This is a genomic window from Geodermatophilus sp. SYSU D00698, assembly GCF_054050335.1.
The window spans coordinates 18,072-44,699 of the sequence record NZ_JBJGZD010000034.1 but is presented as its reverse complement, the minus strand read 5'-3'; the positions used below and the strand labels follow the sequence as shown (position 1 = coordinate 44,699).

General features: G+C 77.1%; 21 protein-coding genes. 10 read left to right on the top strand and 11 right to left on the bottom strand.

Annotated elements, in window-relative coordinates; genetic code table 11:
- Window positions 1-51: 51 nt before the first annotated feature.
- From ACI8AB_RS21615 to serS, 4 genes are all read right to left on the bottom strand, one after another.
- The gene (locus tag ACI8AB_RS21615) at window positions 52-1,692 is read right to left on the bottom strand and encodes a methyl-accepting chemotaxis protein (RefSeq protein WP_456951824.1); all 1,641 of its coding nucleotides are present in this window, start codon (window positions 1,690-1,692) and stop codon (window positions 52-54) included.
- 69 nt (window positions 1,693-1,761) lie between these two features.
- Entirely contained in the window at window positions 1,762-2,565 is an 804-nt protein-coding gene (locus tag ACI8AB_RS21610) for a Cof-type HAD-IIB family hydrolase (protein WP_456951823.1), read from the bottom strand.
- On the bottom strand, window positions 2,558-3,484 hold the full coding sequence (locus ACI8AB_RS21605; protein WP_456951822.1) for an HAD family hydrolase: 927 nt from the start codon (window positions 3,482-3,484) through the stop codon (window positions 2,558-2,560). The genes ACI8AB_RS21610 and ACI8AB_RS21605 overlap by 8 nt, the downstream gene beginning before the upstream one ends.
- Window positions 3,481-4,773, bottom strand: coding sequence for a serine--tRNA ligase (gene serS, locus ACI8AB_RS21600; protein WP_456951821.1), 1,293 nt, complete (start codon window positions 4,771-4,773; stop codon window positions 3,481-3,483). The genes ACI8AB_RS21605 and serS overlap by 4 nt, the downstream gene beginning before the upstream one ends.
- A gap of 214 nt (window positions 4,774-4,987) precedes the next feature.
- Between serS and ACI8AB_RS21595 the strand changes: the two genes are divergently transcribed.
- The 4 genes from ACI8AB_RS21595 to ACI8AB_RS21580 all read left to right on the top strand — a co-directional run bounded on the left by ACI8AB_RS21595 (window position 4,988) and on the right by ACI8AB_RS21580 (window position 7,952).
- Window positions 4,988-5,704 carry a hypothetical protein gene (locus tag ACI8AB_RS21595; protein WP_456951820.1) on the top strand — a complete coding sequence of 239 codons (717 nt, stop codon included), beginning with the start codon at window positions 4,988-4,990 and terminating at the stop codon, window positions 5,702-5,704.
- Between the two features lie 40 nt (window positions 5,705-5,744).
- Window positions 5,745-7,178 carry a GuaB1 family IMP dehydrogenase-related protein gene (locus ACI8AB_RS21590; protein ID WP_387990553.1) on the top strand — a complete coding sequence of 478 codons (1,434 nt, stop codon included), beginning with the start codon at window positions 5,745-5,747 and terminating at the stop codon, window positions 7,176-7,178.
- Window positions 7,175-7,522: a metallopeptidase family protein gene (locus tag ACI8AB_RS21585; protein WP_387990556.1), complete on the top strand. Its 348-nt coding sequence runs from the start codon at window positions 7,175-7,177 to the stop codon at window positions 7,520-7,522. The genes ACI8AB_RS21590 and ACI8AB_RS21585 overlap by 4 nt, the downstream gene beginning before the upstream one ends.
- 94 nt (window positions 7,523-7,616) lie before the next feature.
- Window positions 7,617-7,952 (top strand): GroES family chaperonin, encoded by a 336-nt coding sequence (locus ACI8AB_RS21580; RefSeq protein WP_387990558.1) that lies wholly within the window; start codon window positions 7,617-7,619, stop codon window positions 7,950-7,952.
- 90 nt (window positions 7,953-8,042) lie between these two features.
- On the opposite strand, the gene ACI8AB_RS21575 is transcribed toward ACI8AB_RS21580, so the two are convergent.
- Entirely contained in the window at window positions 8,043-8,501 is a 459-nt protein-coding gene (locus tag ACI8AB_RS21575) for a MarR family winged helix-turn-helix transcriptional regulator (RefSeq protein ID WP_456951819.1), read from the bottom strand.
- A gap of 58 nt (window positions 8,502-8,559) precedes the next feature.
- On the opposite strand from ACI8AB_RS21575, the gene ACI8AB_RS21570 reads away from it, so the two are divergent.
- A complete protein-coding gene (locus ACI8AB_RS21570; RefSeq protein ID WP_456951818.1) occupies window positions 8,560-10,656 on the top strand; it encodes an MMPL family transporter in 2,097 nt (698 codons plus the stop codon).
- A 61-nt stretch (window positions 10,657-10,717) separates the two neighbouring features.
- On the opposite strand, the gene pheA is transcribed toward ACI8AB_RS21570, so the two are convergent.
- Window positions 10,718-11,653 carry a prephenate dehydratase gene (gene pheA, locus ACI8AB_RS21565; protein WP_456951817.1) on the bottom strand — a complete coding sequence of 312 codons (936 nt, stop codon included), beginning with the start codon at window positions 11,651-11,653 and terminating at the stop codon, window positions 10,718-10,720.
- 106 nt (window positions 11,654-11,759) lie between these two features.
- Between pheA and ACI8AB_RS21560 the strand changes: the two genes are divergently transcribed.
- Together ACI8AB_RS21560 and ACI8AB_RS21555 are read left to right on the top strand one after the other, a co-directional pair.
- Window positions 11,760-13,493 carry a diguanylate cyclase gene (locus ACI8AB_RS21560; RefSeq protein ID WP_456951816.1) on the top strand — a complete coding sequence of 578 codons (1,734 nt, stop codon included), beginning with the start codon at window positions 11,760-11,762 and terminating at the stop codon, window positions 13,491-13,493.
- Between the two features lie 113 nt (window positions 13,494-13,606).
- Window positions 13,607-16,231: a diguanylate cyclase domain-containing protein gene (locus ACI8AB_RS21555; RefSeq protein WP_456951815.1), complete on the top strand. Its 2,625-nt coding sequence runs from the start codon at window positions 13,607-13,609 to the stop codon at window positions 16,229-16,231.
- Window positions 16,232-16,325: 94 nt separating this feature from the next.
- Here the strand turns inward: ACI8AB_RS21555 and ACI8AB_RS21550 are convergent, their stop codons facing one another.
- Complete coding sequence (locus tag ACI8AB_RS21550) at window positions 16,326-17,447, bottom strand: MFS transporter (protein WP_456951814.1); 1,122 nt, start codon at window positions 17,445-17,447, stop codon at window positions 16,326-16,328.
- 323 nt (window positions 17,448-17,770) lie between these two features.
- On the opposite strand from ACI8AB_RS21550, the gene ACI8AB_RS21545 reads away from it, so the two are divergent.
- Both ACI8AB_RS21545 and ACI8AB_RS21540 read left to right on the top strand, forming a co-directional pair.
- Window positions 17,771-18,370: a TMEM165/GDT1 family protein gene (locus ACI8AB_RS21545; RefSeq protein ID WP_456951813.1), complete on the top strand. Its 600-nt coding sequence runs from the start codon at window positions 17,771-17,773 to the stop codon at window positions 18,368-18,370.
- 61 nt (window positions 18,371-18,431) lie between these two features.
- Window positions 18,432-19,871: a diguanylate cyclase domain-containing protein gene (locus ACI8AB_RS21540; protein ID WP_456951812.1), complete on the top strand. Its 1,440-nt coding sequence runs from the start codon at window positions 18,432-18,434 to the stop codon at window positions 19,869-19,871.
- A gap of 82 nt (window positions 19,872-19,953) precedes the next feature.
- Here ACI8AB_RS21540 and ACI8AB_RS21535 read toward each other — a convergent pair whose 3' ends face one another.
- Complete coding sequence (locus tag ACI8AB_RS21535) at window positions 19,954-20,844, bottom strand: haloalkane dehalogenase (RefSeq protein ID WP_456951811.1); 891 nt, start codon at window positions 20,842-20,844, stop codon at window positions 19,954-19,956.
- 132 nt (window positions 20,845-20,976) lie between these two features.
- Between ACI8AB_RS21535 and ACI8AB_RS21530 the strand changes: the two genes are divergently transcribed.
- Complete coding sequence (locus tag ACI8AB_RS21530; RefSeq protein ID WP_456951810.1) at window positions 20,977-21,729, top strand: MerR family transcriptional regulator; 753 nt, start codon at window positions 20,977-20,979, stop codon at window positions 21,727-21,729.
- A gap of 45 nt (window positions 21,730-21,774) precedes the next feature.
- Here the strand turns inward: ACI8AB_RS21530 and ACI8AB_RS21525 are convergent, their stop codons facing one another.
- The 3 genes from ACI8AB_RS21525 to ACI8AB_RS21515 all read right to left on the bottom strand — a co-directional run bounded on the left by ACI8AB_RS21525 (window position 21,775) and on the right by ACI8AB_RS21515 (window position 26,622).
- A complete protein-coding gene (locus ACI8AB_RS21525) occupies window positions 21,775-22,569 on the bottom strand; it encodes a class I SAM-dependent methyltransferase (RefSeq protein ID WP_456951809.1) in 795 nt (264 codons plus the stop codon).
- A 73-nt stretch (window positions 22,570-22,642) separates the two neighbouring features.
- Window positions 22,643-24,973 carry a glycoside hydrolase family 65 protein gene (locus tag ACI8AB_RS21520; RefSeq protein ID WP_456951808.1) on the bottom strand — a complete coding sequence of 777 codons (2,331 nt, stop codon included), beginning with the start codon at window positions 24,971-24,973 and terminating at the stop codon, window positions 22,643-22,645.
- Between the two features lie 143 nt (window positions 24,974-25,116).
- Entirely contained in the window at window positions 25,117-26,622 is a 1,506-nt protein-coding gene (locus ACI8AB_RS21515; RefSeq protein ID WP_456951807.1) for a glycerol-3-phosphate dehydrogenase/oxidase, read from the bottom strand.
- Window positions 26,623-26,628: the final 6 nt, after the last annotated feature.

Genomic DNA, 26,628 nt, shown 5'->3' with positions numbered 1-26,628 from the left:
GCCGTCCGCGCGCGGACGGCGGGACCGGGCCGCTGTGGTGCGGGCCCTGGGTCAGACCGCGAAGCGGGCCACGGCCTCCTGCAGCTCGCCGCTCATGCGGGCGAGCTCGGCCGCGGCGCGCTGGGCGTCGGCGACCCGGGCGCCGGTCTGCTGGGTGCCGGCGGCCAGCCCGCCGATCGCGGTGGCGATGTCCCGCGAGCCGCCCGCGGCCTCGGCCACGTTGCGGTTCATCTCGTTGGTGGTCGCCGTCTGCTCCTCGACCGCCGCGGCGATCGTGGCCTGGAAGTCGTTGATCTCGCCGATGACGGCGCTGATCCGGCTGATCGCCTCGACAGCGCCGGCGGTGTCGGCCTGGATGGCCTCGACCCGGCGGGAGATGTCCTCGGTCGCCCGGGCGGTCTCCTGCGCGAGCTCCTTGACCTCGCTGGCCACGACGGCGAAGCCCTTGCCGGCCTCCCCGGCGCGCGCGGCCTCGATGGTGGCGTTGAGCGCCAGCAGGTTGGTCTGCTCGGCGATGCCGTTGATCAGCTTCACGACCGTGGCGATCTCCTGCGAGGAGTCGCCGAGCTTGCCGACCGTGCGGGTCGTCGTCTCGGCGACGTCCACGGCCTGACCGGCCACGCGGGCGGCCTCGGCGGCGTTGTGCGCGATCTCCCGGATCGCGGTCTCCATCTGCGAGGAGCCGGTGGCGACGGTGTCGACGCTGGCGGCCACCTCACCGGCGGAGGCGACGACGGCGTCGGTCTGGTCGGAGGCGGCGCGGGAGAACTCGGCGATGCCGCTGGCGGCGGAGTCGAGCCGGGTCGAGGCACCCTGCAGCCGGCCGGCTGAGTCGCGGACGAGCACGAGCACGCCGCTGAGGGAGTCCAGCGTCCGGTCCAGCGAGCGGGCGACCTCGCCGAGCTCGCCGCCGCCGGCCTCGCCGGCGCGGACCCGCAGGTCGCCGCCGGCGACCGTGCCGAGCACCTCGCGGATCCGCTCGACCGGCCGGGTGACGCTGCGGGCGACGAGGACCGCGAGCACGAGCGCGACGACCAGCCCCAGGGCCATGATCACGAGGGTCAGGGTGCGGGCGGCGGCGTAGGCGTCGGCGGCGTCGGTGGCGGTCGCCTCGGCGTCGACCCGGGCGGTCTCGGTGGCCGCGGCGAGGGAGTCGGCGATCACGGCCTCGTTGGCGTTGAGGCGGGTGATGATCGCCTGCTGCTCCGCCAGGGGCAGGGTGCTGCCGGTCGGGGTCGCGCCGGCGACCAGCAGCTGCAGGTCGGCCAGGTAGGCCTGCGAGGCGCCGACGAACTCCTCGTAGGACGCGCGGGTCTCCGCCGACATGGGCAGCTCGGCCGCCGCGGCGGTGTCCTCGGTGAGCGTCTGCGCGGTCTCCCCGGCCTTCTGCTGCGCGGAGGCGCGGCTCTCGGCCGGCAGGGTCACGATGTTGGCCCGCGCGGTGTGGGTCATGAGCTGCCACCAGTCGACCTGCAGCTGCTGCAGGCCGGCCACCGGCAGCGCGCCGTCGCTGTAGACCCGGTCGGCCCGGTCGCTGAGGCTGGCCATCCGGTCGATCCCGAAGGCACCGATGCCGATCGTCGTCAGGGCGACGACGAGGATCGCGCCCAGCAGTCGCGTGCGCAGGCCCCACCCTCCCGTCACGGACTCGGCAGGAGGCGTCTGCGGGACGCGGGTCGGGGTGGTGCTCATGTGCTGCCCTCCGTGGCGCGCGATCGGTCGCGTTCCACATCGGCAGCCCGGCCGCGGGCTTGAGCCGGCTCAGAGCGAGGCGAGGAAGGCGGCCACGCCGTCGTCGTCGTTGGTGCCCGTGACGTCGGTGGCGGCGGCGAGCAGGTCCGGGTGGGCGTGCGCCATCGCGACGGCCCGGCCGCCGCCCTCGCGGACCCAGTCGAAGGCCGCGATGTCGTTGGGCATGTCCCCGAACACGACGACGTCGCCCGGGCCGACGCCGTGCCGGGCGGCGACCCGCGCCAGCCCGGTGGCCTTGGTGACGCCGCGGGCGGAGATCTCCGCGAGCGCGTCGGACGAGGAGTTGGTGACCGTCGCGCGGTCGCCGACGACGTCCTCGACCAGGGCGACGAACTCGTCGCGGCCCATGTCCTCGTGGCGGGCCAGCAGCTTGGCCGCGGGCACGGCGACGATCTCCTCCAGCGGCGCCTCGGCGACGCCGGGCGCGTCGACGTCCCAGCGCGGCCGGTAGACCGGCTCGTGCCGGAACTCCAGGCCGTACTCGACGGCGAACCAGGTGTCCGGCCGCACCCGGCGCAGGCCCTCGGTGACGTCGGCGAGCACGGCGGGCGGGAGCGCCTCCTCCTCGACGATCTCGAAGGTCTCCAGGTCCAGCAGCACCGCGCCGTTGCAGCACACCGCGGTGCCCCGGCCCAGGACCTGCCGGATGCGGTGCATCCACCGCGGCGGGCGGCCGGTGGCCAGGACGACCGGGACGCCGTCGGCCCGCCACCGCTCCAGCTCGGCCACCGTCGCCGGGCTCACGGTGTCGTCGGAGCGCAGCAGCGTGCCGTCCATGTCGCTGGCGATCAGCCGCGGGCGCCAGTCAGACACCGGCCAGCACCGCCTCGAGGTAGCGGGCCACGCCGTCGGCGTCGTGCCCGCCGGTGCGGCCCCGGGCGGCCGCGCGGACGGCCGGGTGCGCGTTGGCCACCGCGACCGCGTGCCCGCCGGCGTCGGTGACCGCGCCGATCATCGGCAGGTCGTTGGGCATGTCCCCGAAGACCAGGACGTCGCCCAGGTCCACGCCGTGGTGGTCGAGCGCGACGGCCAGGCCGGTGGCCTTGGTGACGCCCGGCGGCAGCACCTCGATGAAGCCGAGGCCGGCGTGGGTCAGCTCGGCCTCGGCCGGGTCGACGACGCGCCGGGCGCGGGCCAGCAGCTCGTCCTGCCCGAGCGTGGACGAGCGGAGGAACACCTTGAGCACCGCCCCCTCGGGGAGGACCGAGTGCCGGGGCAGCAGGTGCGCGGGCTCGGGGTAGGGCCAGTCGAAGCCGTGCTGCACCCGCAGCGCCGCCCGGGCCTCGGCCTGCTCGGCGGCGTCCTCGACGGCGAGCACGAGGTCCCCCGCCACCTCCTCGATCCGGGCGACGACGGCCTCGGCCTGCGAGCGCGGCAGGCCCACGGTGCGCAGCACCTCGTCGCGCTCGAGGTCGACGACGTAGCCGCCCTGCGCGAGGACGGCGATGCCGCGGCCGCCGAGCGCCGCCCGCACGCTGTCGACCAGCCGCGGCCCGCGGCCGGTGACCCCGACGACGGGGATGCCGGCGGCCCAGCAGGCGTCCAGCGCCGCGCGGGTGCGGGCGCTGACCTCGCCGGAGGAGTCGAGCAGGGTGCCGTCGAGGTCGGTGGCCACCAGGCGCGGCCGCCACGTCCCGAGCTCGTCGAGCACGCCGCCGAGGTCGACGACGTCACCGGCCTCCGGCACCGCCGCCCCGGGGACCGGGAGCGCGGCCGGCGGCTGGCTGCTCACGCGGGCACCGGCGCGGCCAGGGGCATGCCGGGGGTGAGGACCTCGTGGCCGCCCAGCCACGGCCGCAGCGCCGCCGGCACGTGCACCGAGCCGTCCGCGCGCTGGTGCACCTCGAGCAGGCAGGCGATGGTGCGGGCGATGGCGCACAGCGTGCCGTTGAGCGTGGCCGCCGTCCGCGGCCGCCCGTCCTCGTCGCGGTGGCGGATGGCCAGCCGGCGGGCCTGGAAGGTGGTGCAGTCCGAGGTGCTGGTCAGCTCGCGGTAGGTGCCCTGGCTGGGGAACCAGGCCTCGATGTCGTACTTGCGGGCGGCGCTGGTGCCCAGGTCGCCGGCGGCGATGTCGACCACCCGGTAGGGCAGCTCGAGCGCCTGGAGGAACTCCTCCTCCCAGACGAGCAGCCGCAGGTGCTCGGCGGCGGCCTCCTCGGGCCGGCAGAAGCTGAACATCTCGACCTTGTCGAACCAGTGCACGCGGATGATCCCGCGGGTGTCCTTGCCGTAGGAGCCGGCCTCGCGGCGGAAGCAGGACGACCAGCCGGCGTAGCGGCGCGGCCCCGCCGACAGGTCCAGCACCTCGTTCGCGTGCATCCCGGCCAGCGCCACCTCCGAGGTGCCGACGAGGTACAGGTCGTCGCGCTCGACCCGGTACACCTCCTCGTCGTGCTCGCCGAGGAAGCCGGTGCCCTCCATCGCCTCGGGCTTGACCAGCGCCGGCGCGACGACGGGGGTGAACCCGGCGGCCACCGCGCGGGTGATCGCCAGCTGGGCGAGGGCGAACTCGAGCAGCGCGCCGGGGCCGGTGAGGAAGTAGAACCGGGCGCCGGAGACCTTCGCGCCGCGCTCCATGTCGATGGCGCCGAGCGCCTCGCCGACCTGCAGGTGGTCGCGCACCTCGAAGTCGTAGGACGGCACCTCGCCCACGGTGCGCAGGGTGACCGCGTCGTCCTCGCCGCCGGGCGGGACGTCGTCGTGGACCACGTTCGGGACGGCCAGGTGGGCCTCGCGCAGCGCGGCGTCGGCCGCGCGCTGGGCCTCCTCGGCCTCCTTGACCTGCGCGGCGAGCGCCTTCGCCCGCTCCAGGACGGCGGGGCGCTCCTCCTTCGACGCGCCGCGCACCGCCTGCGAGGCCGCCTTCTGCTCCGCGCGCAGGTAGTCGGCGCGCTTGACGGCGGCGCGGCGGGCCTCGTCGGCGGCCAGGAGCGCGTCGACCCGGGACTCGTCGGCGCCGCGGGCGCGCTGGCTGGCACGGACGACGTCGGGGTGCTCGCGCACCAGGCGCAGGTCGATCACGTCCCGATCGTAGGTGGGACGCGCCGGCCCGCCCCCGCACGTGCGGCACCGTGCACCCCGGCGGGGTGGACGGTGCCGCTCACGGGGGGCGGCGCGCCCCGGCACCCGTCGCGCGCCCGGCATGCTCGGTGCGGGGAGCCCACGCCGGCGCAGGTCCGCATCCGGGTGCGCTCCGGCCGGCGAAGACCGCGTACCGGACAGGGAGGAGACCGTCGTGACCACCACCCCACCGGGCAGCCGCGGACGCTGGCTGCTGCTGGCGACCGCGCTCGCCCAGGCCGCGAGCCCGCCGCTGGCGGGGTTCGACCAGGGCTCGGGCAGCGACCCGGTGATCGTGCCGCCGGGGCCCTTCTTCGCCATCTGGGGGCCGGTGGTGCTCGGCTGCCTCGCCGCCGCCGTGTACGGGTTCCCGCTGCGCCGCGCGACCGCCGACCCGTGGCGGCGGGTGCAGGTCCCGCTGTCGGTGACGCAGGTGGGGTTCGTCGTCTGGCTCGTGGCCGCGGCCCGGCTGCCGGAGCTGACCGTGCCGGTCTTCGCCGGCATGCTGGCCGCCCTGCTGGCGTGCCTGCGGGTGCTCGTCCGGACGCCGGCCGACCGGGCGACCCGTCTCCTCCTGACCGGCAGCGTCGGCCTCTACGCCGGGTGGGCCAGCGCGGCGGTGTGGGTGAACGCGGCGACCGTCCTCCCTGGGCGGCTGACCGTCGGCACCCTCGTCCCCGCACTGCTGGTGGTGGGCGCCGCGCTCACCGCCGCGGCGCTGGCCTGGTACCTGCACGGACAGCCCGCGTTCGTCCTGGCCGCCGGCTGGGCCCTCGTCGGCGCCCTCGTCTCGAGCCTCGGCGCCGGCGCCACCGCGCTCGTGCTGGTGGCCGGCGCCGGGCTGGCCGCCGTCGCCGTGTCCGCGGCGCTGGGGGCCCGGCGCACGGCGTGAGGACCGGCGCCTCCGGCGTCCGGTACGGGACACTGGGGGCATGCGGTTCCTCGACGGTCAGCGCCCGCCCACCGACCTGACCTACGCCGACGTGTTCATGGTGCCCAACCACAGCACCGTCGGCTCCCGGCTCGAGGTCGACCTGACCACGCCGGACCGGGTGGGCACGACCATCCCGGTCGTCGTCGCGAACATGACCGCGATCAGCGGCCGGCGGATGGCCGAGACGATCGCCCGCCGCGGCGGCCTCGCGGTGCTGCCGCAGGACATCCCCGTCGACGTCGTCGGCGAGGTCGTCTCCTGGGTGCACGCCCGGCACCCCGTCTACGACACCGCGATCACCCTGTCCCCCGGCTCGACCGTGGGCGAGGCGCTGTCGCTGATGACCAAGCGCGCGCACGGCATCGTGGTGGTGGTCGAGGACGGCGTGCCCGTCGGCGTCGTCACCGACGGCGCCTGCCAGGGCGTGGACCGGTTCAGCCAGCTCTCGCAGGTCATGGCCGAGCACCCGCTGACCATCCCGGCCGGCACCGAGCTGCCGAAGGTCTTCGACGTGCTGTCCGAGGAGCGGGTCAGCGCCGCGCCGGTGGTCGAGGGCGAGCGGCTGGTCGGCGTCATCACCCGCAAGGGCGCGCTGCGCTCGACGGTCTACACGCCCGCGGTCAACGCGCAGGGGCAGCTGCTCACCGCGGCCGCCGTCGGCATCAACGGCGACGTCGCGGGCAAGGTGTCCGCGCTGCTGGCCGCCGGGGTCGACGTGCTCGTCGTCGACACCGCGCACGGCCACCAGGAGAAGGCGGTCGAGGCGGTGCGCGCGGCCCGGTCGGTGGCCGGGTCGGTGCCGGTGGTGGCGGGCAACGTGGTCACCGCCGAGGGCACCCGCGACCTGGTCTCGGCCGGGGCCGACGTCGTCAAGGTCGGCGTGGGCCCGGGCGCCATGTGCACCACGCGGATGATGACCGGCGTCGGCCGGCCGCAGTTCTCCGCCGTCGAGGAGTGCGCCGCCGAGGCCCGCCGGCTGGGGAAGCACGTGTGGGCCGACGGCGGGGTGCGCCACCCCCGCGACGTCGCCCTGGCGCTGGCCGCCGGCGCGGCCAACGTGATGGTCGGCTCCTGGTTCGCCGGCACCTACGAGAGCGCCGGGGACATCCACGACGACGGCAGCGGCCGGCTGTACAAGGAGTCCTTCGGGATGGCCTCGGCGCGCGCGGTCAAGGCCCGGACGGCGCAGCAGAGCGGTTTCGACCGCGCCCGCGCCGCGCTGTTCGAGGAGGGCATCTCGTCGTCGCGGATGTACCTCGACCCCGCCCGGCCCGGCGTGGAGGACCTGGTCGACGGGATCGTCGCCGGGGTGCGCTCGTCGTGCACCTACGCCGGGGCCCGCACCGTCGACGAGTTCCACGAGCGGGCGGTGGTGGGGGTGCAGAGCACGGCCGGTTACGAGGAGGGCCGCCCGCTGCCCACCAGCTGGTGAGGCCGCTCCCCCGGGAGGTCTTCGAGTCCCTGGTCGCCGACGCGCTGGACGCGGTGCCGGCCGACCTGATGGCCCTGCTGGACAACGTCGTCGTGCTGGTGGAGGACCGCAACGAGGACGAGCCGGACCTGCTGGGCCTCTACGAGGGGTACGCGCTGACCGAGCGCGGCTGGCAGTACGGCGGCGCGCTGCCGGACCGGATCATGATCTACCGCGAGGCCATCTGCGACGTCTGCTCGACCGCCGAGGAGGTGGTGGAGGAGGTGACGGTCACCGTCGTCCACGAGATCGCCCACCACTTCGGCATCGACGACGAGCGCCTGCACGAGCTGGGCTGGGGATGACGGGAGGACCCCGTCCCCCTCACCCCCCGCACGCTCGGGGCGAGCCCCTGGACGGGGCCGTTCCAGCACCTCACCACCGCGTACCGTGATCACCGTGCCATCCGACGTCGCCAGGGGCAGCGGGCTGCCGATCAAGATGCTGCACGACCGGATCCTCGTGGCCCTCCGCAGGGAGGACGGGGAGCGGCGCTCGACCGGCGGCATCCTCATCCCCGCGACCGCGCAGGTCGCCAAGCGGCTGGTCTGGGGCGAGGCGCGCGGCGTCGGCTCGAGCGTGCGGCAGGTGAAGGTCGGCGACCAGGTGCTGTTCTCCCCCGAGGACCAGCACGAAGTCGAGGTCCACGGCGAGGAGCTGATCATCCTGCGCGAGCGCGACGTGCACGCCGTCGCCGCGGAGCGGATCGAGGAGTCCACCGGCCTGTACCTCTGATGCCGTGGGCACGCACCGCGGTCCGCGGGTGGGCCGCGGCACGGTGCGTGCACACGCGGAGGACGGCGCCCGGTCCGCGCGGGTCACTCCCTAGGCCTGGGCGTGGCGGGCCACGACGTCGGTCATCGCGGTCAGCCAGCGGCGGACGACGGCGACCTCGGCGTCGGTGAAGTCCTCCATGGCCGCGAGCAGCTCCCGCTGCAGCCCGCCGAAGTGGGCGGCGCCGGCAGCCGTCGTCGGTGCGGTCATCTGCAGGACGACACGGCGCCGGTCGGTCGGGTCGCGCACGCGCTGCACGTGACCGGCCCGCTCCAGCCGGTCCACCAGCGCGGTCACCGACGCCGAGCTCAGCCCCACCGCGGCGCCCAGTCCGCCCGCGGTCAGCGGCTCCCCGGCCCGGGCGGCGTCCATGATCGCGATGACGGCGCGGACGTCGGTGCGTCCGAGACCGTGCCTGTCGGCGAAGCGTTGTCCGACGGCGTCGAGTTCCACCGTGAGCCGCCGCAGCAGCAGGGGGACCTCCGCCCGCTCGCCGTCGTTGCGCGCCATCGACCCACCCCCTAATGTCTCGAACATCGAGATTATCGGCCCCCGAGAGGATCTCACCATGGCCCGTCGGGTCCGCTGGTTGCTCCCCCTGCTCGTCCTGCTGGCCTGGCTGGGCGCCGCCGGCCCGCTCGGCTCGCTGAGCGGGCAGCTCACCGGCCTGCAGGAGAACGACACCGCCGCCTTCCTCCCCGACAGCGCGGAGTCCACGCGCGTCGCGGAACTCTCCCAGGCCTTCTCCCCCACCGAGGCCATCCCGGCGGTCCTGCTGTGGGAGGCCGACGGGCCCCTCGACCCGGCCACCCTCGACGCCGTCGGGCGGGCGCTCGCCGAGGCCACCGCGGTCGCCGAGGACGCCGGCGCCCTGGCCGGGCAGGCCTCGCCGCCGATCCCGTCGGAGGACGGCGAGGCGGTGCAGGCGGTGCTGCCGCTGACCCCCGAGCTGGGCGACGAGATCGTGGCCGTGGTCGAGGACCTGCGCGCCGCGATCGCCGTCGACGGCACCGACGCGTTCGTCACCGGCCCGGGCGGCATCTTCGCCGACTTCGCGAACGGCTTCGCCGGCATCGACGGGCTGCTGCTGGCCGCGGCCTTCGGCGTCGTGCTGCTCATCCTGCTGGTGGTCTACCGCAGCCCGCTGCTGCCCTTCCTGGTCATCGGCACCGCCGGCCTGGCCCTCACCGCGGGCAACGCGGTCGCCTACCTGCTCGCCGACGCCGACCTGATCACCGTCAACGGCCAGAGCCAGGGCATCGCGGCGATCCTGGTCGTCGGCGCGGCCACCGACTACGGGCTGCTGCTGGTCGCCCGCTTCCGCGAGGAACTGCAGCGCGAGCCGTCCCGGTTCACCGCGATCCGCGTCGCGCTGCGCCGCTCGTGGGAGCCGATCGTGGCCTCGGGTGCGACCGTCGTCCTCGGCGTCCTCTGCCTGCTGTTCTCCGACCTCGCGTCCAACCGCGGACTCGGGCCGATCTCGGCGGTCAGCGTGGCGCTCGCCGTCGTCGCCGCGCTCACCTTCCTGCCGGCCGCGCTCGCGCTGCTCGGGCGGGCGGCGTTCTGGCCGTTCCGCCCGCACGTCGGCGACCAGCCGCGCGAGGGCCGCGGGTGGCGGCGGGTCGCGGCGCTGGTCGGCCGCCGGCCGCGGCGCGTCCTGGCCCTCAGCACGCTGGCGCTGGTCGCCGCGGCGGTGTTCGCGCCCACGTACGACGCGAGCGGCATCACCTTCAGCGACGCCATCCGCGGCGGGTCCAACGGCGTCGACGGGCAGGAGGCGCTGGCCCGCCACTTCGACGCCGGCTCGGGCAGCCCCACCGTCGTCGTCACGCCCGAGGGGACGTGGCCGGAGGTCGCCGAGGTCGCCGCGGCCACCGAGGGCGTGGCGTCGGCCGTCCCGTTCACCGGCGGCCAGCCGGGCGGCGACCCGCTCGTCGTCGACGGGCTGGTGCGCCTCGACGTCACCCTCGCCGTCCCGGCCGACAGCACCGAGGCCATCGACGTCGTCCAGGACCTGCGGTCCGCGCTCGACGACGCCGACCCGGCCGCGCTCGTCGGCGGCGACACCGCGAGCAACCTCGACGCCCGGGAGACCGCCGCGCGCGACCTGCGGGTGATCGTGCCGAGCGTGCTCGTGGTGATCACCGTCGTCCTGGCGCTGCTGCTGCGCTCGCTGGTGGCGCCGCTGCTGCTGGTGGCGACCGTGGTGCTCAGCGTCGGCGCGACGGTCGGCGTCGCCGCGCTGCTGTTCGACGGCGTCTTCGGCTTCCCGGGCAGCGACCCCGGCATCCTGCTCATCGGGTTCGTGTTCCTCGTCGCCCTGGGGATCGACTACAACATCTTCCTCATGACCCGGGCGCGGGAGGAGTCCGCGCGGCACGGCACCCGCGACGGCGTCCTGCGCGCGCTGGCCGTCACCGGCGGGGTCATCACCAGCGCCGGGATGGTGCTGGCCGCGACGTTCGGGGCGCTGGCGGTGCTGCCGCTGCTGTTCCTCACCCAGCTGGCGTTCCTCGTCGGGTTCGGCGTGCTGCTCGACACCTTCGTCGTCCGCTCGCTGCTCGTGCCGTCGGCGGTGGCGCTGCTCGGTGACCGCACCTGGTGGCCGAGCCGCCTGTCCCGCCGCCGCGCCACCGCCCCCGAGCGCGAGCTGGAACCCGCCTGACCGGCCCTCCCGCAGGGGCCCGCCGCGGGCCCGCGGGCGGTGGGGGCAGGAGGATCCTCCGTCAGACCTCCCCGGCGCGCAGGCGGGCGAGCCACTCGCCCGCCTCGGTGAACGCGGCGTCGGCGGCCTCGGCGGGCACCGGCCGGTTGGTGCGGCCGTCGGCGCGCGGGTAGGAGCCGAGGAAGCGCACGTCCTCGCAGACCCGGTGCAGCGCGGCCAGCGCCTCCCCCACCCGCGCCTCGGCGACGTGCCCCTCGCAGTCCAGCGAGAACGAGTAGACCCACAGCCGGTCGCGGGTGGGCCGGGACTCGATGCGGGTGAGGCTGATCCCGCGGACGGCGAACTCGCGCAGGACGTCGAGCAGCGCGCCGGTGCGGTCGGCGACGACGGCGACCAGCGAGGTCTTGTCGTCACCGGTCGGCTCCGGCAGCGTCCCGGGGCGGGACACGAGCACGAAGCGGGTGACCGCACCGGGGAAGTCGGCCACGTCGTCGGCCAGCGGCACCAGCCCGTACCTCTCGGCGGCGATCGGCGCGCACACCGCGGCGTCGGACCCGCCGTCGGCGACCGCCCGGGCCGCGGCCGCGGTGGAGGAGGCCGGCAGCGTCGGGACGCCGGGCAGCCGCTCGGCCAGCGTGCGCGCGGTCTGCGCCAGCGCGTGCGGGTGGCTGACGACGGCGCGGACGTCGCCGAGCCGGGTGCCCGGGCGGGCGGCGAGGACGAAGGAGACGGGGAGGAACACCTCGCGGGTGATGACCAGCGGGTCGCCGTCGGCCAGGCCGTCCATCGTGGCCGGGACCGAGCCCTCGACCGAGTTCTCCAGCGGCACGAGGGCGGCGTCGGCGTCCCCGGCGCGGACCGCCGCCAGCGCGGCCGCGACACTGGCCGCTGGCAGGCGCACTCCCTCCCCGGGGGCAACGGCGCTGCTCAGCGCGGCTTCGGCGAAGGTACCCTCGGGCCCGAGATAGGCGAACCGCGTCGGAGGCGTCTGGGGCACCCGACGAGGGTAGTGCGGTCGGGCCGGGGCGCAGTCCGGGTCCGGGGGGAACTGCCTCGCCGCCGGCCCGCGCGGCCGGCCACCCGGAGTCGAGGAGGAGGGATGCGTGACCCCCGGCCCCGCACCCGCCACCGACGGTGACCTCGATGCTGCACTGCGGCGCCTGCTGACCGCGAGCAGCCGGGACGACGCCGACGCCTTCCGGGACGGGCTCGACGACGCCGAGGCCGCGTTCGGCGCGGCGAGCGACCCCCGCTGGGCGGCCTGGCGGCACGCGCTGGGCGCCCGCCGCGGCCTGCTCGACGGCGACCGGGACGCCACCGGCGCCGGGGTGGCCGCCGCGCGCGACGCGCTGGGCGCCTGTCCCCCGTCGGCCTCGACGGCCCTGGTCCTGGCCTACCTGGCGCACGTCGAGGCGACCGCCGACCACCCGGACGCCGCGATGCTGCTCGCCGTCGACGCGAGCCTGCTCACCGAGCAGCTGTCCCCTCCCGCCGAGGAGCCCTCGCGCGCGCTGTCCCAGGCGCACCTGTGGCTGTCGCTCACCCTCACCGCGCTGGACCTCGAGGAGCTCGCCGTGGCGCAGGCCGAGCGCGGGCACCGGGTGGCCGCCGCGCTGGCCGACCCCGCCGACCGGTGGCAGCTGCTGCAGCTGCGCGCCCAGCAGAACACCGAGCTGGCCCAGACGCTGCGCCGCCGCGGCGAGGCCGGGCGGGCCCGCGAGCTGGCCGGCGCCGCACTGGCCTGCGCCGACGACGCCCGCGCGCTCGACGTCGAGCCCGACCCCGGCGACCTCGCCCTGCTCGACGTCGTCCAGGCCTGGGCGCTGGCCTGCCACGACGACCTCGACGACGCCCTCGGCCCCCTGCGCAGCGTGCACCGGCGGGTGCACCGCGCCGGCAGCACCTGGCTGCGCGGCTACGCCGACCTGGCCCTGTCCCGGCTGCTGTCCCGGCTGTCGCAGGTGCACACCGGCGGCGGGCACGGCGAGGAGGCCGCCGACCTGCTCGTCGACGCGGCGGGGGCCTTCGCCGCCACCGCCGACCGGCGCCGCTACCGGCAGTGCCTGCTCGAGCTCGGCCAGGCCACCGCCGCGATGGGCCGGCCCGCCGAGGCGCTGCACTGGCTGGACGCCTACCGCGCGGACACCGGCCGGGCGCACGCGCGCAGCCGGGAGCTGTGGGCGGAGATGTTCGTCCGCCGCAGCCGGCTGCGCGAGGTCGAGCGGCAGGCCGCCGTGCTGCGCCGGCACGCCCTCGAGGACCCGCTGACGGGGCTGGGCAACCGGCGCAGCGCCGAGCGCCGGCTGGCCGGGCTGCGGCTGGGCGCCGAGCCGCTGTCGCTCGCCGTCGTCGACGTCGACCGGTTCAAGGAGGTCAACGACGACACCTCCCACTCGCACGGCGACGAGGTGCTGCGCCGGGTGGCGACGCTGCTGTGCGAGCACAGCCGCGTCGGCGACGAGGTCTACCGCTGGGCCGGCGACGAGTTCCTCGTCGTCCTGCCCACGGCCAGCCCCGCCCAGGCCGTCGCCGCCGCCGAGCGGCTGCGCGCCGCCGTCGCCGACGCCGACTGGGCCGACCTCGCGCTCCCCGAGCCGATCACCGTCAGCATCGGCGTGGCCACCGCGCCCACGCCCGAGGACGACGCCGCGCCGGTCGGCTGGCGCTCGCTGTTCGACACCGCCGACCTGCACCTGTTCTCCGCCAAGCGGGGCGGGCGCAACCGGGTCCGCGCGCCGGGCCTCGTGGACGGGAGCACGGCCGACGGGAGCACGGCCGACGGGAGCACGGGGGACGGCGGGCCCGCCGGCGACGCGGCCGGGGGGACGCCGTCGTGAGCGCCGGCCGCGCCTGGGACGCCAGTGACGCGACGGGCGACGGGGCCGGCGCCACACGGCGCGCCCGGCCCGCGCTCCCCGTGGAACCGCACGACGGCGTGCACAGTGCGGTGGTGCCACCGGGAGCCCTGCACCACCGGGTGACCGCCGCCCTCGCCAACTGGCAGCTCGACGACGCCGAGCGGCTGCTGTCGGTCGTCGACCCGTCGACGCCCTACGGGGCCGGGCCGTCCGGCGCCGCCACCGGGCGCGACGGTGAACCCTCCCTCGGCCGCGCCTGGGCCGACACCCTGCGCGCCGAGCTGCTGGTCCGCCGGCTGCGCGTCGCCGGCTTCACCCTGGTCGGCGAGCCGCTGGACGCGCCGGAGGCGACCGAGTCGCTGGACCTGCACGCCGGCGTCGCGGGCCTGCTCGAGCGCGGCGACGACCGCGCCGCCGACCGGGCCTCCGGCGACGGCGACCCGCGCTCGGAGTCGGCCGCGCACGCCGCCGAGGCCATCGCCCTGGTGCGCTCGGCCAAGGCGGCCTTCGACGCCACCGACGACGCCGTCCAGCGCGCCGCGGGCCTGGCCCGGCACGCCCGCATCGAGCTGCTGTCGCGGCGGATCGACGCGGCGATGGACGAGGCGGTCGAGGCGGCCAGCCTGCTCGACCCCGCGCTCCCGCCCGACGCGCTGCTCGTCGACACCCTCGGCACGCTGGCCGGCGTCCTCGCCGACCTCGAGCTCATGCCGCTGGCCCTGGACTACCAGCGCCGCTCCCTGGAGACGGCCGCCGCGGCCGCCGGGCAGGGCACGCTCGGCCCCGACGACGGCGACCCCGACGTGCTGGTGGCGCGGGCGGCCACGTGCCTGGGCGCGCTGTGCGCGGAGCTGGGCGAGGCGCTGCTCGACGACGGCGAGCCCGAGGCCGCCGGGACCCACTTCGCCGAGGCCCGCGAGCTGGCCGAGCAGGCGCTGACCCAGCTGCCGCCGGACGCCGACGGCGTGGTCGCCGCGCAGGTGGTGCACGGCTGGGCGCTGGTGGGGCTGGGCGAGCCCGCCGCCGCGGCCGGGCCGCTGCGCGCCGCCGTCCGCACCACCAGCGCCACCGGCGACCGCGCACTGCTCGCCTCGGCGCTGCTGGGGCTGGGCCGGGCGGTGCGCCGCCAGGGCGACGGCCGCGGCGCCGACGAGCAGCTGGCCCGGGCGCTGGCGCTGGCGACCGAGCACGGCCTGCCCCGGCTGCGGCGGGCGGCGCTGCGCGAGCTGTGCACGCTGCACGCCGAGCTCGACGACGCCGGCCGCGCGCTGCCCTACCTGCAGGCCTACCTCGCCGACGAGCTGGACCGGGTCGACGAGCGGCGCACCCGCTGGGTCGAGCTGTTCGGCCGGCGCAAGAGCCTGCTGGAGAACGAGCGCGCCGCCGGGCAGCTGCGCCGCCAGGCCTACGAGGACCCGCTCACCCACCTGCCCAACCGGCGCTACGCCGAGGCGCGGCTGGACGGGCTGCTCAGCGCGGGCACCACGCCGGCGCTGGCGGTCGTCGACGTCGACCGGTTCAAGGCCATCAACGACGCCGTCGGGCACCCCGGCGGCGACGCGGTGCTGCGCGCGGTCGCCGACCTGCTGCTGGCCGGGTGCCGGGACACCGACGAGGTGTGCCGGTGGGCCGGCGACGAGTTCGTCGTGCTGCTGCCCGACACCACCGCCGAGCAGGCCGAGCGCGCACTGGAGCGGATCCGCCGCGCCGTCGCCGCGCACGACTGGACCGCGCTGGGCCTGCCCGTGCCGGTGACGATCAGCGTCGGCATCGCCTCGGCCACCCGCGGCGACGACCGCCGCACGCTGTTCGCCGCCGCCGACGGCGTCCTCTACGACGCCAAGCGCAGCGGCCGCGACCGCGTCGTCCGGCTGTCGGCGGTCACCCAGACCCGCGCCCCGGACACGCCCGCGGAGCCCCCGCCGGCGCCGGCCCGGCCGGCCGCGCGCACGTCGGTGCAGGTCGGCCCGGTGCAGTCCTCGCCGCTGGACCCGGTCGGCGGCTTCGCCGCGCTGCTGGCCGACCCGCCGCTGTCGCTCGGCAGCGCCGGCCAGCCCGCGCTCGCCCCGGCGCCCCCGGCCGCCCCGACCCGCCCGGCGCCGGCCGAGCCCGACGTCGTCTGGGGCGTGGGCCGGTCCACCGAGCAGGTGCTGGCCCTGGTCCGGGAGACCCGCGCGGCGCACCCGGACCGGCCCGCGCTGGTCGTCCGGGCGACCGCCGACACGCTGGTCGCGCTGGCCGCCGCGTACGACGGCTCCACCACGGTGGACGCGGCGGCGATGTCGGCCGCCGTCGGGCCGATCCCCGAGCCGCTGGGCCGGGTCGGCGTCCTGTGCGCGAGCACCGCCGACGCCTCGGTGGCCGCCGAGGCCGCGTTCGTCGCGCGGGTGACCGGCACCGAGGTCGTGCGGGTCGACGACGTCGGCGGCAGCCGGCTGCGCCCCCTGCTCACCGACCGCACCCTGCTCGACGACGTCGACTGCCTGGTCGTGGTCGCGGGCCTGGACGCCTCGCTGGCCGGCACGGTGGGCGCGATGACCGACGTGCCGATCGTCGCGGTGCCCACCTCGACCGGTCAGCCGGGCTCGTTCGGCGGGTTCGGCGCGCTGCTGACGATGCTGAACTCGGCCTCGCCCGGCGTCGTGGTCAGCAACATCGACAACGGCCACGCCGCCGGCGTCTTCGCCGCCCGCATCGCCCGCCGCACCGCCAGGTAGGGAGGGGCGCCACGTCGGGTGGCGGGCCGCCCTGCGGAGGACGGCGGACCGGTCGCGGGACCGGAGGCTCCCGGCCGGGACGGCGTGGCAGGGCTCAACGCCGTTCGGGGACGGCACCTGGCCGCGGTGTCGGCCGGAAGGCCGACCACGTGATGGGCACGACGGCGAGGAACAGCGCCGCGACGGCGAGCGCGGAGCCCAGCGCCCAGGCGGCGAACACCAGCAGCGACGCCAGCTCGATGCCCAGGCCCGCGACCGAGGTGACCGTGGCCCGCGCCGCGCCGGGCACCTGCTCCTGCAGCCGCGCCTCGCCCACCACCAGCACCGCCAGGTACAGGCCATAGGACAGCGCGACGGCGGCCAGCGCGACGGGCGTCCCCGCGAGCGCCCCGGCCGCCAGCAGCGCCGCCGAGACGGCCAGCAGGACCGGCAGCGCCCGCGACGGCAGCCGTCCCAGCCGGCCGGCCAGCGCCGCGCCCGCCGCGCCGGCCAGTGCGACCCCCAGCACGGCGGTGGGCACCAGCTCGGTGGGGACGCCGCGGTCGCGGGCCATGACCGGGAAGTACTCCTCCAGCGCGTCCAGCCCGCCGAGCAGCGCAACGGCGACCACGGTCAGCCGCAGGGACGGCCGGCGCAGCGCCTCGCCCACGGCGGCACGCAGGCCCGGGCCGCCGTCGCCGTCCCCGGTGGGGGTGGTCTCGGGGAAACGGGTGGCCAGCGCCGCGGCGGCCAGGCACACCCCCACGCTCGCCCAGCCGACCAGCGCGTAGCCGCCGGCCTCGACGAGCACGCCGGCCAGCAGCGCTGTGGGCACCTGCACGAGCAGCTCGGTCGCCGTCATCGCGCCCTGGACGCGGACGAACTCCTCCTCCGCGCCGACGGCGGCCAGCGCCTCGTAGACCAGCGCCTCGGCGGCACCGGAGACCAGCGCGCCGCCCACGCCCCACACGACGAACCCGGCGGCGAAGCCGGGCAGCCCGGGCGCCACGGTCCAGAGGACGAAGCCGACCGCCTCCAGCACCCCGGCGAGCACCAGCGCGCCGCGACGCGACCAGCGGTCGGCCAGCACCCCGGTGGGCACCTCGGCGACCAGGCCGGTGACCGACCACAGCGCGAACAGGCCCGAGACCTGGGCCGGGCTCAGCCCGGTGTCGAGGAACAGCAGCGCGTAGAGCGGGTAGACGGGCGCCAGCCCGGACAGCGCGGTCCAGGCCACGGCCAGGCGGGCCAGCGGCCGGGCGGGCGACGGCGGTACGGCGGACGACGGGCGTCAACGGAACGGCACGGGACGACGGTAACGAGCCCCACACCCGGGCGCACCGGGTTTCCCGGGGCCCGTCGACTAGCCTGGGCGGCCGAGGAGGGGAGTAGCCCCCCGTCCGCTGGTCGACACGCTGGCGCGTTCCCCCGGGAGCCGCCCGGTCAGCGGGCCCGCGCCCCGCGCGGGTGGGCGAGACCTCCGGCCTGAGCAGTCGTCGCGCTGCCGGTCGGAGGCGTGCGCCCCCGCCCGGCCGTGCCGAGCGGAAGAGAGACCCACCCGTGATCGTCTGGTCCGTCGTCGTGACGGCGTTCGCCCTCGTCCTGCCGGTCGAGCTCCCGGACAAGACCCTGTTCGCCAGCCTGGTCCTCGCCACCCGGTTCCCGCCGCTGCCGGTGTTCGTCGGCGTCGGCACCGCCTTCGGCCTGCAGGTCGCCATCGCCGTCACCGCGGGCAGCCTGCTGTCGCTGCTGCCGGAGGCGCTGGTCAGCGGCGTCGTGGCGGTGCTGTTCCTCGTCGGGGCGGTCCTGCTGTGGCGCAGCGCGTCCGAGGGGCCCGAGGACGGCGGGGAGGCGGCCGCCGCCCGGGAGCGGACGTCGTTCCTGCGCGCCGCCGCGATCTCCTTCGGCGTGCTGTTCGCCGCGGAGTGGGGCGACCTGTCCCAGCTGGCCACCGCGGGCCTGGCCGCCCGGTTCGACGCGCCGGTGTCGGTGTTCGTCGGCGCGTGGGCGGCGCTGCTGACCGTCTCGGGGCTGGCGGTGTTCCTCGGCAGGGCGCTGGCCGACCGGCTGCCGGTGGCGCTCATCCGCCGGGTGGCCGCGGGGCTGTTCGTCGTCTTCGCCGTGCTCGCCGCCGTGGAGACCGTCCGCGCCCTCACCTGATCGGGGGACGGCCGCGGGCCGGGCGGTGCGGACGACGGGTGCGAGGGCCGTTGCCTCCGCCATGACCGTCTCCACCCCGCCCGACCGCGACGCCGGCGCCGCCGACCTCGACGTCCGCGCGCTCGCCCGGGACGCCGAGCTGGCCGCCGTCGTGCGCGTCGCCGCGGACCTGGCGGGCGTGCGGTACGCGACGGTCAACCTGTTGGACGCCTGCGAGCAGCACCAGCTGGTGCCGCACGGGTTCCTGGGCTCCTCGTCGCCGCGCGAGGAGTCGCTGTGCGCGGCGATGAACGCGGGGAGCCCGCGGGTCCGGGTGCACCCGGACCTCGCCGCCGAGCCGCGGTACGCGGGCAACCCGTGGGTGGACGGCCGCCGCGCCCGCGTCCGCGCCTACGCCAGCGCGCCGCTGGTCGTCGACGGGGCGACGGTGGGCACCCTGTGCGTCTTCGACTCCGAGCCGCACGCCTTCGCCCCCGGCACCGGGGACCGGCTGGCCGACCTCGCCGCGGTCGTGGTGGCGCTGTTCCAGCGGCGCCGGCAGGCCCGCCAGCTCGCCGCCCTCGCCACCGCCAACGCCGCCGCCCGCGACCAGGCCCGGGCCGCCGCGACGCACGCCGCCCGCTCCGAGGCCTTCACCCGCGCGCTGCTGGAGGCGCTGCCGGTCGGGGTGGTCGCCGCCGACGCCGACGGGCGCATCACGCTGGTCAACCGGCTCGGGCGGCAGTGGCACGGGCTGCCCGAGCGGCACGCCGGCCGGGTCGAGGGCGCCCGGCTCACCGAGGACGTCGTCGAGGCCTTCGGGCTGCGCACCCCCGACGGACGCCGGCTCGGCCTGGCCGAGGTCCCCCTGGCCCGCGTCCACGCCGAGGGCCGGGTCCGCGACGCCGACATGGCGATCGACCTGCCCGGCGCTCCCCTGCGCGTGGTGCGCGCCTCGGGCACCCGCATCCGCGACGCCGCGGGCCGGCCCACGGGCGCCGTCGTCGCGATGATGGACGTGACCGCCCAGCGCGAGCTCGAGGCCCGGCTGCGCGAGGCCGCCCTGCACGACGCGCTCACCGGCCTGCCCAACCGGGCGCTGCTGCTGGACCGGCTCGCGCAGGCGCTGCAGGTCCAGGCGCGCGAGGGCCTGGCGGCCGCGCTGCTGTACTGCGACCTCGACGGGTTCAAGGCCATCAACGACACCCTCGGCCACGCCGCCGGCGACGCCGCCCTGCTGCGGATGGCCGCGGCGCTGCGGGGGGCGGTGCGCCCGGGCGACACCGTGGCCCGCATCGGCGGCGACGAGTTCGTCGTGCTGTGCCCCGGCACCGGCACCGAGGACGCCGCCCGGCGCCTGGTCGACCGGATCGCGGCCACCCTCGCGACCCCCACCGACGGCGGGCCGCCGCTGCGCTCGAGCACCGGCGTCGCCCTCTCCCGGCGGGGTGACACCGCCGACAGCCTGCTTCGCCGCGCCGACGCGGCGATGTACGAGGTCAAGCGCTCCCGTCGCCGCTGACCTCCGCGCCGGGGACGGGACTCGGGCGGTGCCCGACCCTGCGCCGCGGCCGGGCGCCGTCCCGGACGGGCCCGGCACCCGCTCAGGGCAGCGTGGGGATCCAGTCGGCCAGCGCCCGGCCGATCGCGTGCGGTGAGTCCTCGGGGACGAAGTGCGAGCCCGGCACGGTCACCTCGGTGACCGACGGCCACTTCCGCACCAGCCCGCGTGCCCGCCCGGTCAGCAGCCACCCGGGCTCGGCGTTCACGAACAGCTTCGGGACGGCGCTGGTCCGCAGCCAGTGCCCGTACCGCGCGACGACGTCGTGGACGGCCGGCGGCACGTTGGCGATGGGGAGCTGGCGCGGCCACTCCAGGGTCGGCCAGCGGTCCTCGCGCTCGCGGAACGGCTGCCGGTAGTGCTCGTGCGCCTCCGGGGGGAGTCCGCGGAGCACGGACGCCGGGAGGATCCGCTCGACGAAGACGTCCTTGTCGAGGACGACGACCTCGCCGTCCTCGCTGCGCATGGCCCGGAAGATCTTCCGGCCGTCCGCCGGCCAGTCGGCCCAGGTCATCGGGGTGACGATCGCCTCGGTGAAGGCCAGGCCGCGGACCGCCTCGGGGTGGCGGTGCGCCCAGGAGAAGCCCAGCGCCGAGCCCCAGTCGTGCAGCACGAAGGTGACCCGCCGCTCCACCCCGAGCGCCTCGAGGAGCCCGTCCAGGTGCGCGGCGTGCGTGGCGAAGGAGTAGGTGCCCCGCTGCGGGTCGGGCAGCTTCCCGGACTCCCCCATGCCGACCAGGTCCGGCGCGATGCAGCGGCCGAGGTGCTGCACGTGCGGGATCACGTTGCGCCACAGGTAGGACGACGTCGGGTTGCCGTGCAGGAAGACGATCGGGTCGCCCTCACCCACGTCGACGTAGGCCATCCCGGTGCCCCGGACGGTCACCCGCTGCCGGGGGAAGGGGTCCTCGGGCGAGACGTCCTCAGCGGCCACCCCGGCATCCTCGCCCAGGCGCTGCCCCTCCGCCGTCCGGGGACCGCGCCCGGCCCTGACGCGACGATCGCGCTTGACCCTGACGCCACGTCAGGCTGTGCACTCGTCGCCGTCAGGGAGGAGGGACCCGGGGTGAAGGTGGGCGAGGTGGCGGCGCTGGCCGGCGTCACGGTGCGCACGCTGCACCACTACGACCGGATCGGGCTGCTGTCGCCGTCGGGACGCACCGCGGCCGGCTACCGCCGCTACTCGGCGGCGGACCTGGACCGGCTGCACCAGGTGCTGCTCTACCGCGAGCTCGGGTTCCCCCTCGAGGAGGTCGCGGCCCTGCTGGACGACCCGTCCGCCGACCCCGCCGAGCACCTGCGCCGGCAGCACCGGCTGCTGCGGGACCGGCTGGAGCGGACACAGGCGATGGTCGCGGCCGTCGAGAAGGAGATGGAGGCGAGGCAGATGGGGATCGCACTGACCCCGGAGGAGCGGTTCGAGGTGTTCGGCGAGCACGACCCGGAGCAGTACGAGGCCGAGGTGCAGGAGCGGTGGGGCGACACCGACGCCTACGCCCAGTCCAAGCGGCGGACCGCGGCCTACACCAAGGAGGACTGGCTCCGGATCAAGGCCGAGGGCGAGGACCTGGTGCGGCGGATGGCCGAGGCGCTGCGGGCCGGCGTCGCGCCCGGCTCGCCGCAGGCGATGGACCTCGCCGAGGAGCACCGGCAGCAGGTCACGCGGAACTTCTACGACTGCCCGCCGGAGATGCACGCGGCGCTGGGCCGGATGTACGTCGAGGACGAGCGGTTCACGGCCACCTACGAGCGGGTCGCGCCGGGCCTGGCGCAGTGGGTGAGCACCGCCGTGCAGGCCAACGCCGCCCGCCAGGGCTGAGCCCGAGGGGCGGCAGGGACGGCCGTCCCCTGCCACCCCCGGGGCTCAGACGCGGACCAGCAGCTCGCCGTGCAGCATGGCGAGCCAGCCGTCGTCCGCGGCGGCCCAGCGCAGCCACGCGGCGGCGAGCTCCTCGAGCTCGTCCCGCGTGGCCAGGCCGTACCCCAGGGCCTGCTCCGCGAACGCCGACGCCGTCGCGCGGCCGGCCCACGAGCGGCCCCACCACTCCCGCTCGGCCGGTGAGGCGTAGCACCAGGAGCCGGTCGTCGCGGTGGTGTCGCGCAGGCCCGCGGCGTGCGCCCAGGACAGCAGCCGCCGGCCGGCGTCGGGCTCGGCGCCGTTGGCGCGGGCGACCGAGTGGTAGAGCTCCAGCCACCGGTCCAGGCCGGCGTCGGCGGGGAACCAGCACGTGGCGGCGTAGTCCACGTCCCGGACGGCGAGCAGCCCGCCGGGGCGGCAGACACGGGCCATCTCGCGCAGCGCCGCCACCGGGTCGGTGAGGTGCTGCAGCACCTGGTGGGCGTGCACGACGTCGACCGCGTCGTCGGGCAGGTCGAGGGCGTACACGTCGCCGACGGCGAAGGTCACCGCGACGCCCTCCCGCCCGGCGAGGTCCCGGGCCTCGCCGAGCGGGTCGGCCGAGACGTCGAGGCCGAGCACCCGGCCGGGCGCGACCCGGCGGGCCAGGTCGACCGTGATCGTGCCCGGCCCGCACCCGACGTCGAGCAGGTCGAGCCCGGGGTGCAGGTGCGGCAGCAGGTACGCGGCGGAGTTCTCCGCGGTGCGCCAGCGGTGTGACTGCAGGACCGGTTCGGCGTGCCCGTGCGTGTAGGTGTCCACGCCGGCATCCTGCTCCGTTCGTCCCGCACAGCGGAACGGTCATCTCACTGGACGGGATGCGGCGGACGGGGTGTCAGGTCCGCGGCTCGCGCCCGGCCGGCTGCCGCGGCTCGCTGAGCAGCGGCGTGGGCGCGCGCAGGGGCACGCGCAGCGGGGTGGTCGTGACCGCCTGCGCGGCGCCGTCGACGACGACGGTCATCGGCCCCTCCCCGCGCACCAGCGTGAGCGTGGTGCCCTGCTGCGTCGTCTCGACGCGGAGCACGCTGCCGCGCCAGGTGACGTGCCACGCCGTGCGGGACAGCGACGACGGCAGCAGCGGCGCGATCTCGAGGTCCCCGTGGTCCTCCCGCAGACCCCCCAGACCCGCGGTGAGCGCCAGCCAGGCCCCGGCCACCGAGGCCAGGTGCAGCCCCTGGGCCGTCCCCTGCCGGACGTCGCGCAGGTCCACGAGCGCGCACTCACGCAGGTAGCGCAGGGCGAGGTCGGGGTGCTGCGCCTGCGCGCACACCACCGCCTGCACCGCGGCCGACAGGGAGGAGTCCCGCACGGTGCGCGCCTCGTAGTACTCGAGGTCGCGCGCCACCTCCTCGTCGGTGAACTCGTCGCGGCACCACCACAGCGCCTGGACGAGGTCGGCCTGCTTGAGCACCTGCCGCCGGTAGAACGTGGCGTAGTGGTTGTGCTCCTGCACCGGGTAGGCGTCGCACTGCTCCTCGAAGGGCCACTCCTCGTACGACGTGAAGTTGGCGTTCATGGGGTGCACGCCCAGCCCCTCGTCCCACGGCACGTGGACCGCGTCGGCCGTGGCCCGCCAGGCGGCGGTCTCGGTGTGGTCCACGCCGAGCTCCGCGGCCCGCGCCTCGTACCTGCGGCAGGCGTCGGCCGCGCGCCGCAGGTTGGCCCGCGCCATGAGGTTGGTGAAGACGTTGTCGTCGACGACGCCGGTGTACTCGTCCGGACCGGTCGTGCCGAACAGGTGCCACGCCCCGGCCGCGTCCTCGTGCCCCAGCGACATCCACAGCCGCGCCGTCTCCACCAGCACCGGCAGGCCGCCGACGTCGTCGAGGTCGGCGCCCGTGGCGTTCTCGTACAGCCAGAAGGCGCGGGCGACGTCGGCGTTGACGTGCATCGCCGCCGTGCTCGCCGGCCAGTACGCCGACACCTCGGGCCCGCTGATGGTGCGCCACGCGAACGCCGCGCCCGCCCGGCCCAGCGTCCGGGCGCGCTCGCGGGCGGAGCCGATCGTCTCCGCCCGCCACCGCAGCAGGCGGGCCGCCGTGTCCGGGCGCAGCAGGGTCAGGGCCGGCAGCACGAACCCCTCGACGTCCCAGAAGGTGTGGCCGCTGTAGCCCATGCCGGTCAGGCCCTTGGCCCCGACGGGGGCGCCGGAGATGCAGGCGGCGGAGCAGAACAGCTGGAAGACGCTGTAGCGCAGCGCCTGCTGGAGCTCGGGGTCGCCGTCGACCTCGACGTCGGCCGTGGCCCAGAACTCGTCGAGCACGCCGCGCTGCGCCGCCAGCAGGCCCTCCCACCCCAGGTCGAGGGCGGAGGCCAGCGCCGCGGACGCCTGGCCGACGAGGGAACCCGCCCACGCGTCGAGCGACCAGGTGTGCGCGACCACCTTGGTGATCGCGAGGGCCCCGCCGGCGGCCAGGTCGGCGGCGACCGTGGTGACGACGCGGTGCTCGTCGGCGTCGGAGCTGACGTGCCCGCGGTCGACCACGTGGTCGACCGCGGCCGCGACCGTGATGCCCGACCGCCGGGTGCGGGCCGCGAGGGTGCCGCCGGTCGCCGCGGAGGCGTGCACCAGCGGCTCGAAGGCGTTGTCGAGGCACTCCGCGACGCGCGGGTCGTCGTTGTCCACGCCCGTGGGCGTCACCGCCCCGCCGGCCAGCTCGGACCGCACGACGACGTGCGCCGGCCCGTCCAGCGCGCGGACCTCGTACCGGACGGCGCAGATCGACCGCTCCGCCAGCGAGACCAGCCGCCGCGAGGTGACCTCCATCGTCGTCCCGCGCGGCGTCGTCCAGCGCACGAGCCGGTCGAGCGTGCCGGCGCGCAGGTCCAGCGTGCGCTCGTGGACCTCCGGCCGGACCTCCCGCACGTCGAGCGGGATGCCGTCGACCAGGAGGCGCAGCGGCGTGCCGTCGGTGACGGTGAGCAGCGCCTGCCCCTCACCGGGCTGCCCGTAGCCGCCCTCGGGATAGGACAGCGGGTGGGTCTCGTAGACCCCGGACAGGTAGGTGCCGCGCATGCCGAACGGCTCGACCTCGTCGAGCGTGCCCCGGATGCCGACGTAGCCGTTGGACAGGCTGAACAGGGACTCGGCGACGTCGAGCGTCCCGGTGTCCACGTGCGGCTCGCGGACCGTCCAGGGGGCGACGTCGAGTCTGGGGGCGCTCACGGCGGGTCCTCGCGGTCTCGGAGGGCTGTCTGGGGCACCCGGCCGGGTCCCGCTCCCCGTCCTACCGCCCGGCGCGCACCCGCGCGACCGGCGGCACAGGACGCTCCCCCCACGCCGGGGGCCGCACCCGTGCGGACCGCCTCCTATGCACCGGCCAGGACGGACTCCGCGACGGGCACGGCGGCGGCGCGGTCGGCGGGGACCAGGCCGAGGCGCACCCGCCGGTCGAGCAGGTCGGCCACGCTCCGGGCCCCCTCGGCCAGCGCGCCGAACCGCAGCTCCCCCACCGTCTCCGGACGGCCCCCGACCACCGGCTCGGTCCCCAGCGCGGCCACCCGCGGCGCCTCGGTGCCGTACCGGGTGACCAGCCGCGCCGGGGCGGCCACCCGCGCCAGCTCGGCCGGGGACGCCGCCCCGACCAGCGGCAGCCGGGCGGTCGGCGAGCGGCGCGCGCCCCGGCCCAGCCGCGCGACGACGGCGTCGACGGCCTCGGCGGCCATCGCCCGGTAGGTGGTCAGCTTGCCGCCGACGACCGACAGGACCGGTCCGTCCCACCGCAGCAGGTGCCGCCGCGAGAGGTCCGCGGTGGCGTCGCCCGGCCCCGCCCCCGCCGACCCGGGCAGCACCAGCGGCCGCAGCCCGGCGTAGGAGCCGACGACGTCGTCCCCGGTCAGCGGCACGGCCAGCACCCGGTTCACGGTGTCGAGCAGCTGCCGCACCTCGGCGTCGGCCGGCACCGGGTCCTCGTCGGGGACCGGGCCGGGCACCGGCTCGTCGGTGAGCCCCAGGTACACCAGCCCGCCCGGCTGCGGCAGCGCGAACACGTACCGCGAGCGCGAGCCGGGCAGCGGCACGGTGAGCGCCGCGACCGGGTCGCCGAGCCGGCCGGCGCGGACGACGAGGTGCGAGCCGCGCGAGGGCGCCAGCCGGATGCCCGGCGCCAGCGCCTGCGCCCACACGCCGGTCGCGTTCACCACCGCGCCCGCCCGCACGGTCAGCGCCGCGCCGTCGGCCTCCACCGCCACCTCGCCCCCGTCGACGGCGGTCACCCGGGCGCCGGTGAGCACCCGCGCGCCGTGCGCGGCCGCGGTGCGGGCCAGGGCGACGACGAGCCGGGCGTCGTCGGTGAGCTGACCGTCCCAGAACACCGCGCCGCCGCGGCCGGGGCGCACCGCGGGCGTCAGCCGGGCGACCTCCGCGGCGCCGGCGCGGCGGGTGCCGGGCAGCGAGCCGCGCCCGCCGCGCACCGACCGGCGCACCGCGTCCCCCAGCCGGCCGCCCAGTGCGCCGACGGCGCTGACGTCGCGGCCGGCGGCGTCGGGCACGAGGAACGGCAGCGCCCGGACCAGGTGCGGCGCGGTGGTGCGCATGAGGACGGCGCGCTCGCGGGCGCTCTCCCGCGCCAGGCCGACCTCGCCGTGCGCCAGGTAGCGCAGGCCGCCGTGCACCAGCTTGCTCGACCACCGGCTGGTGCCGGCGGCGAGGTCGGTGCGCTCGAGCAGCGCCACGGACAACCCGCGGGCGGCGGCGTCGAGGGCCACCCCGGTGCCGGTCACGCCCCCGCCCACGACGACGACGTCGACACCGCCGGCCAGGGCCTCGAGGTCGGCCGCGCGGCGCTCCGGGGTGAGGTCGGGCCCGCCGGTCACGTGCGG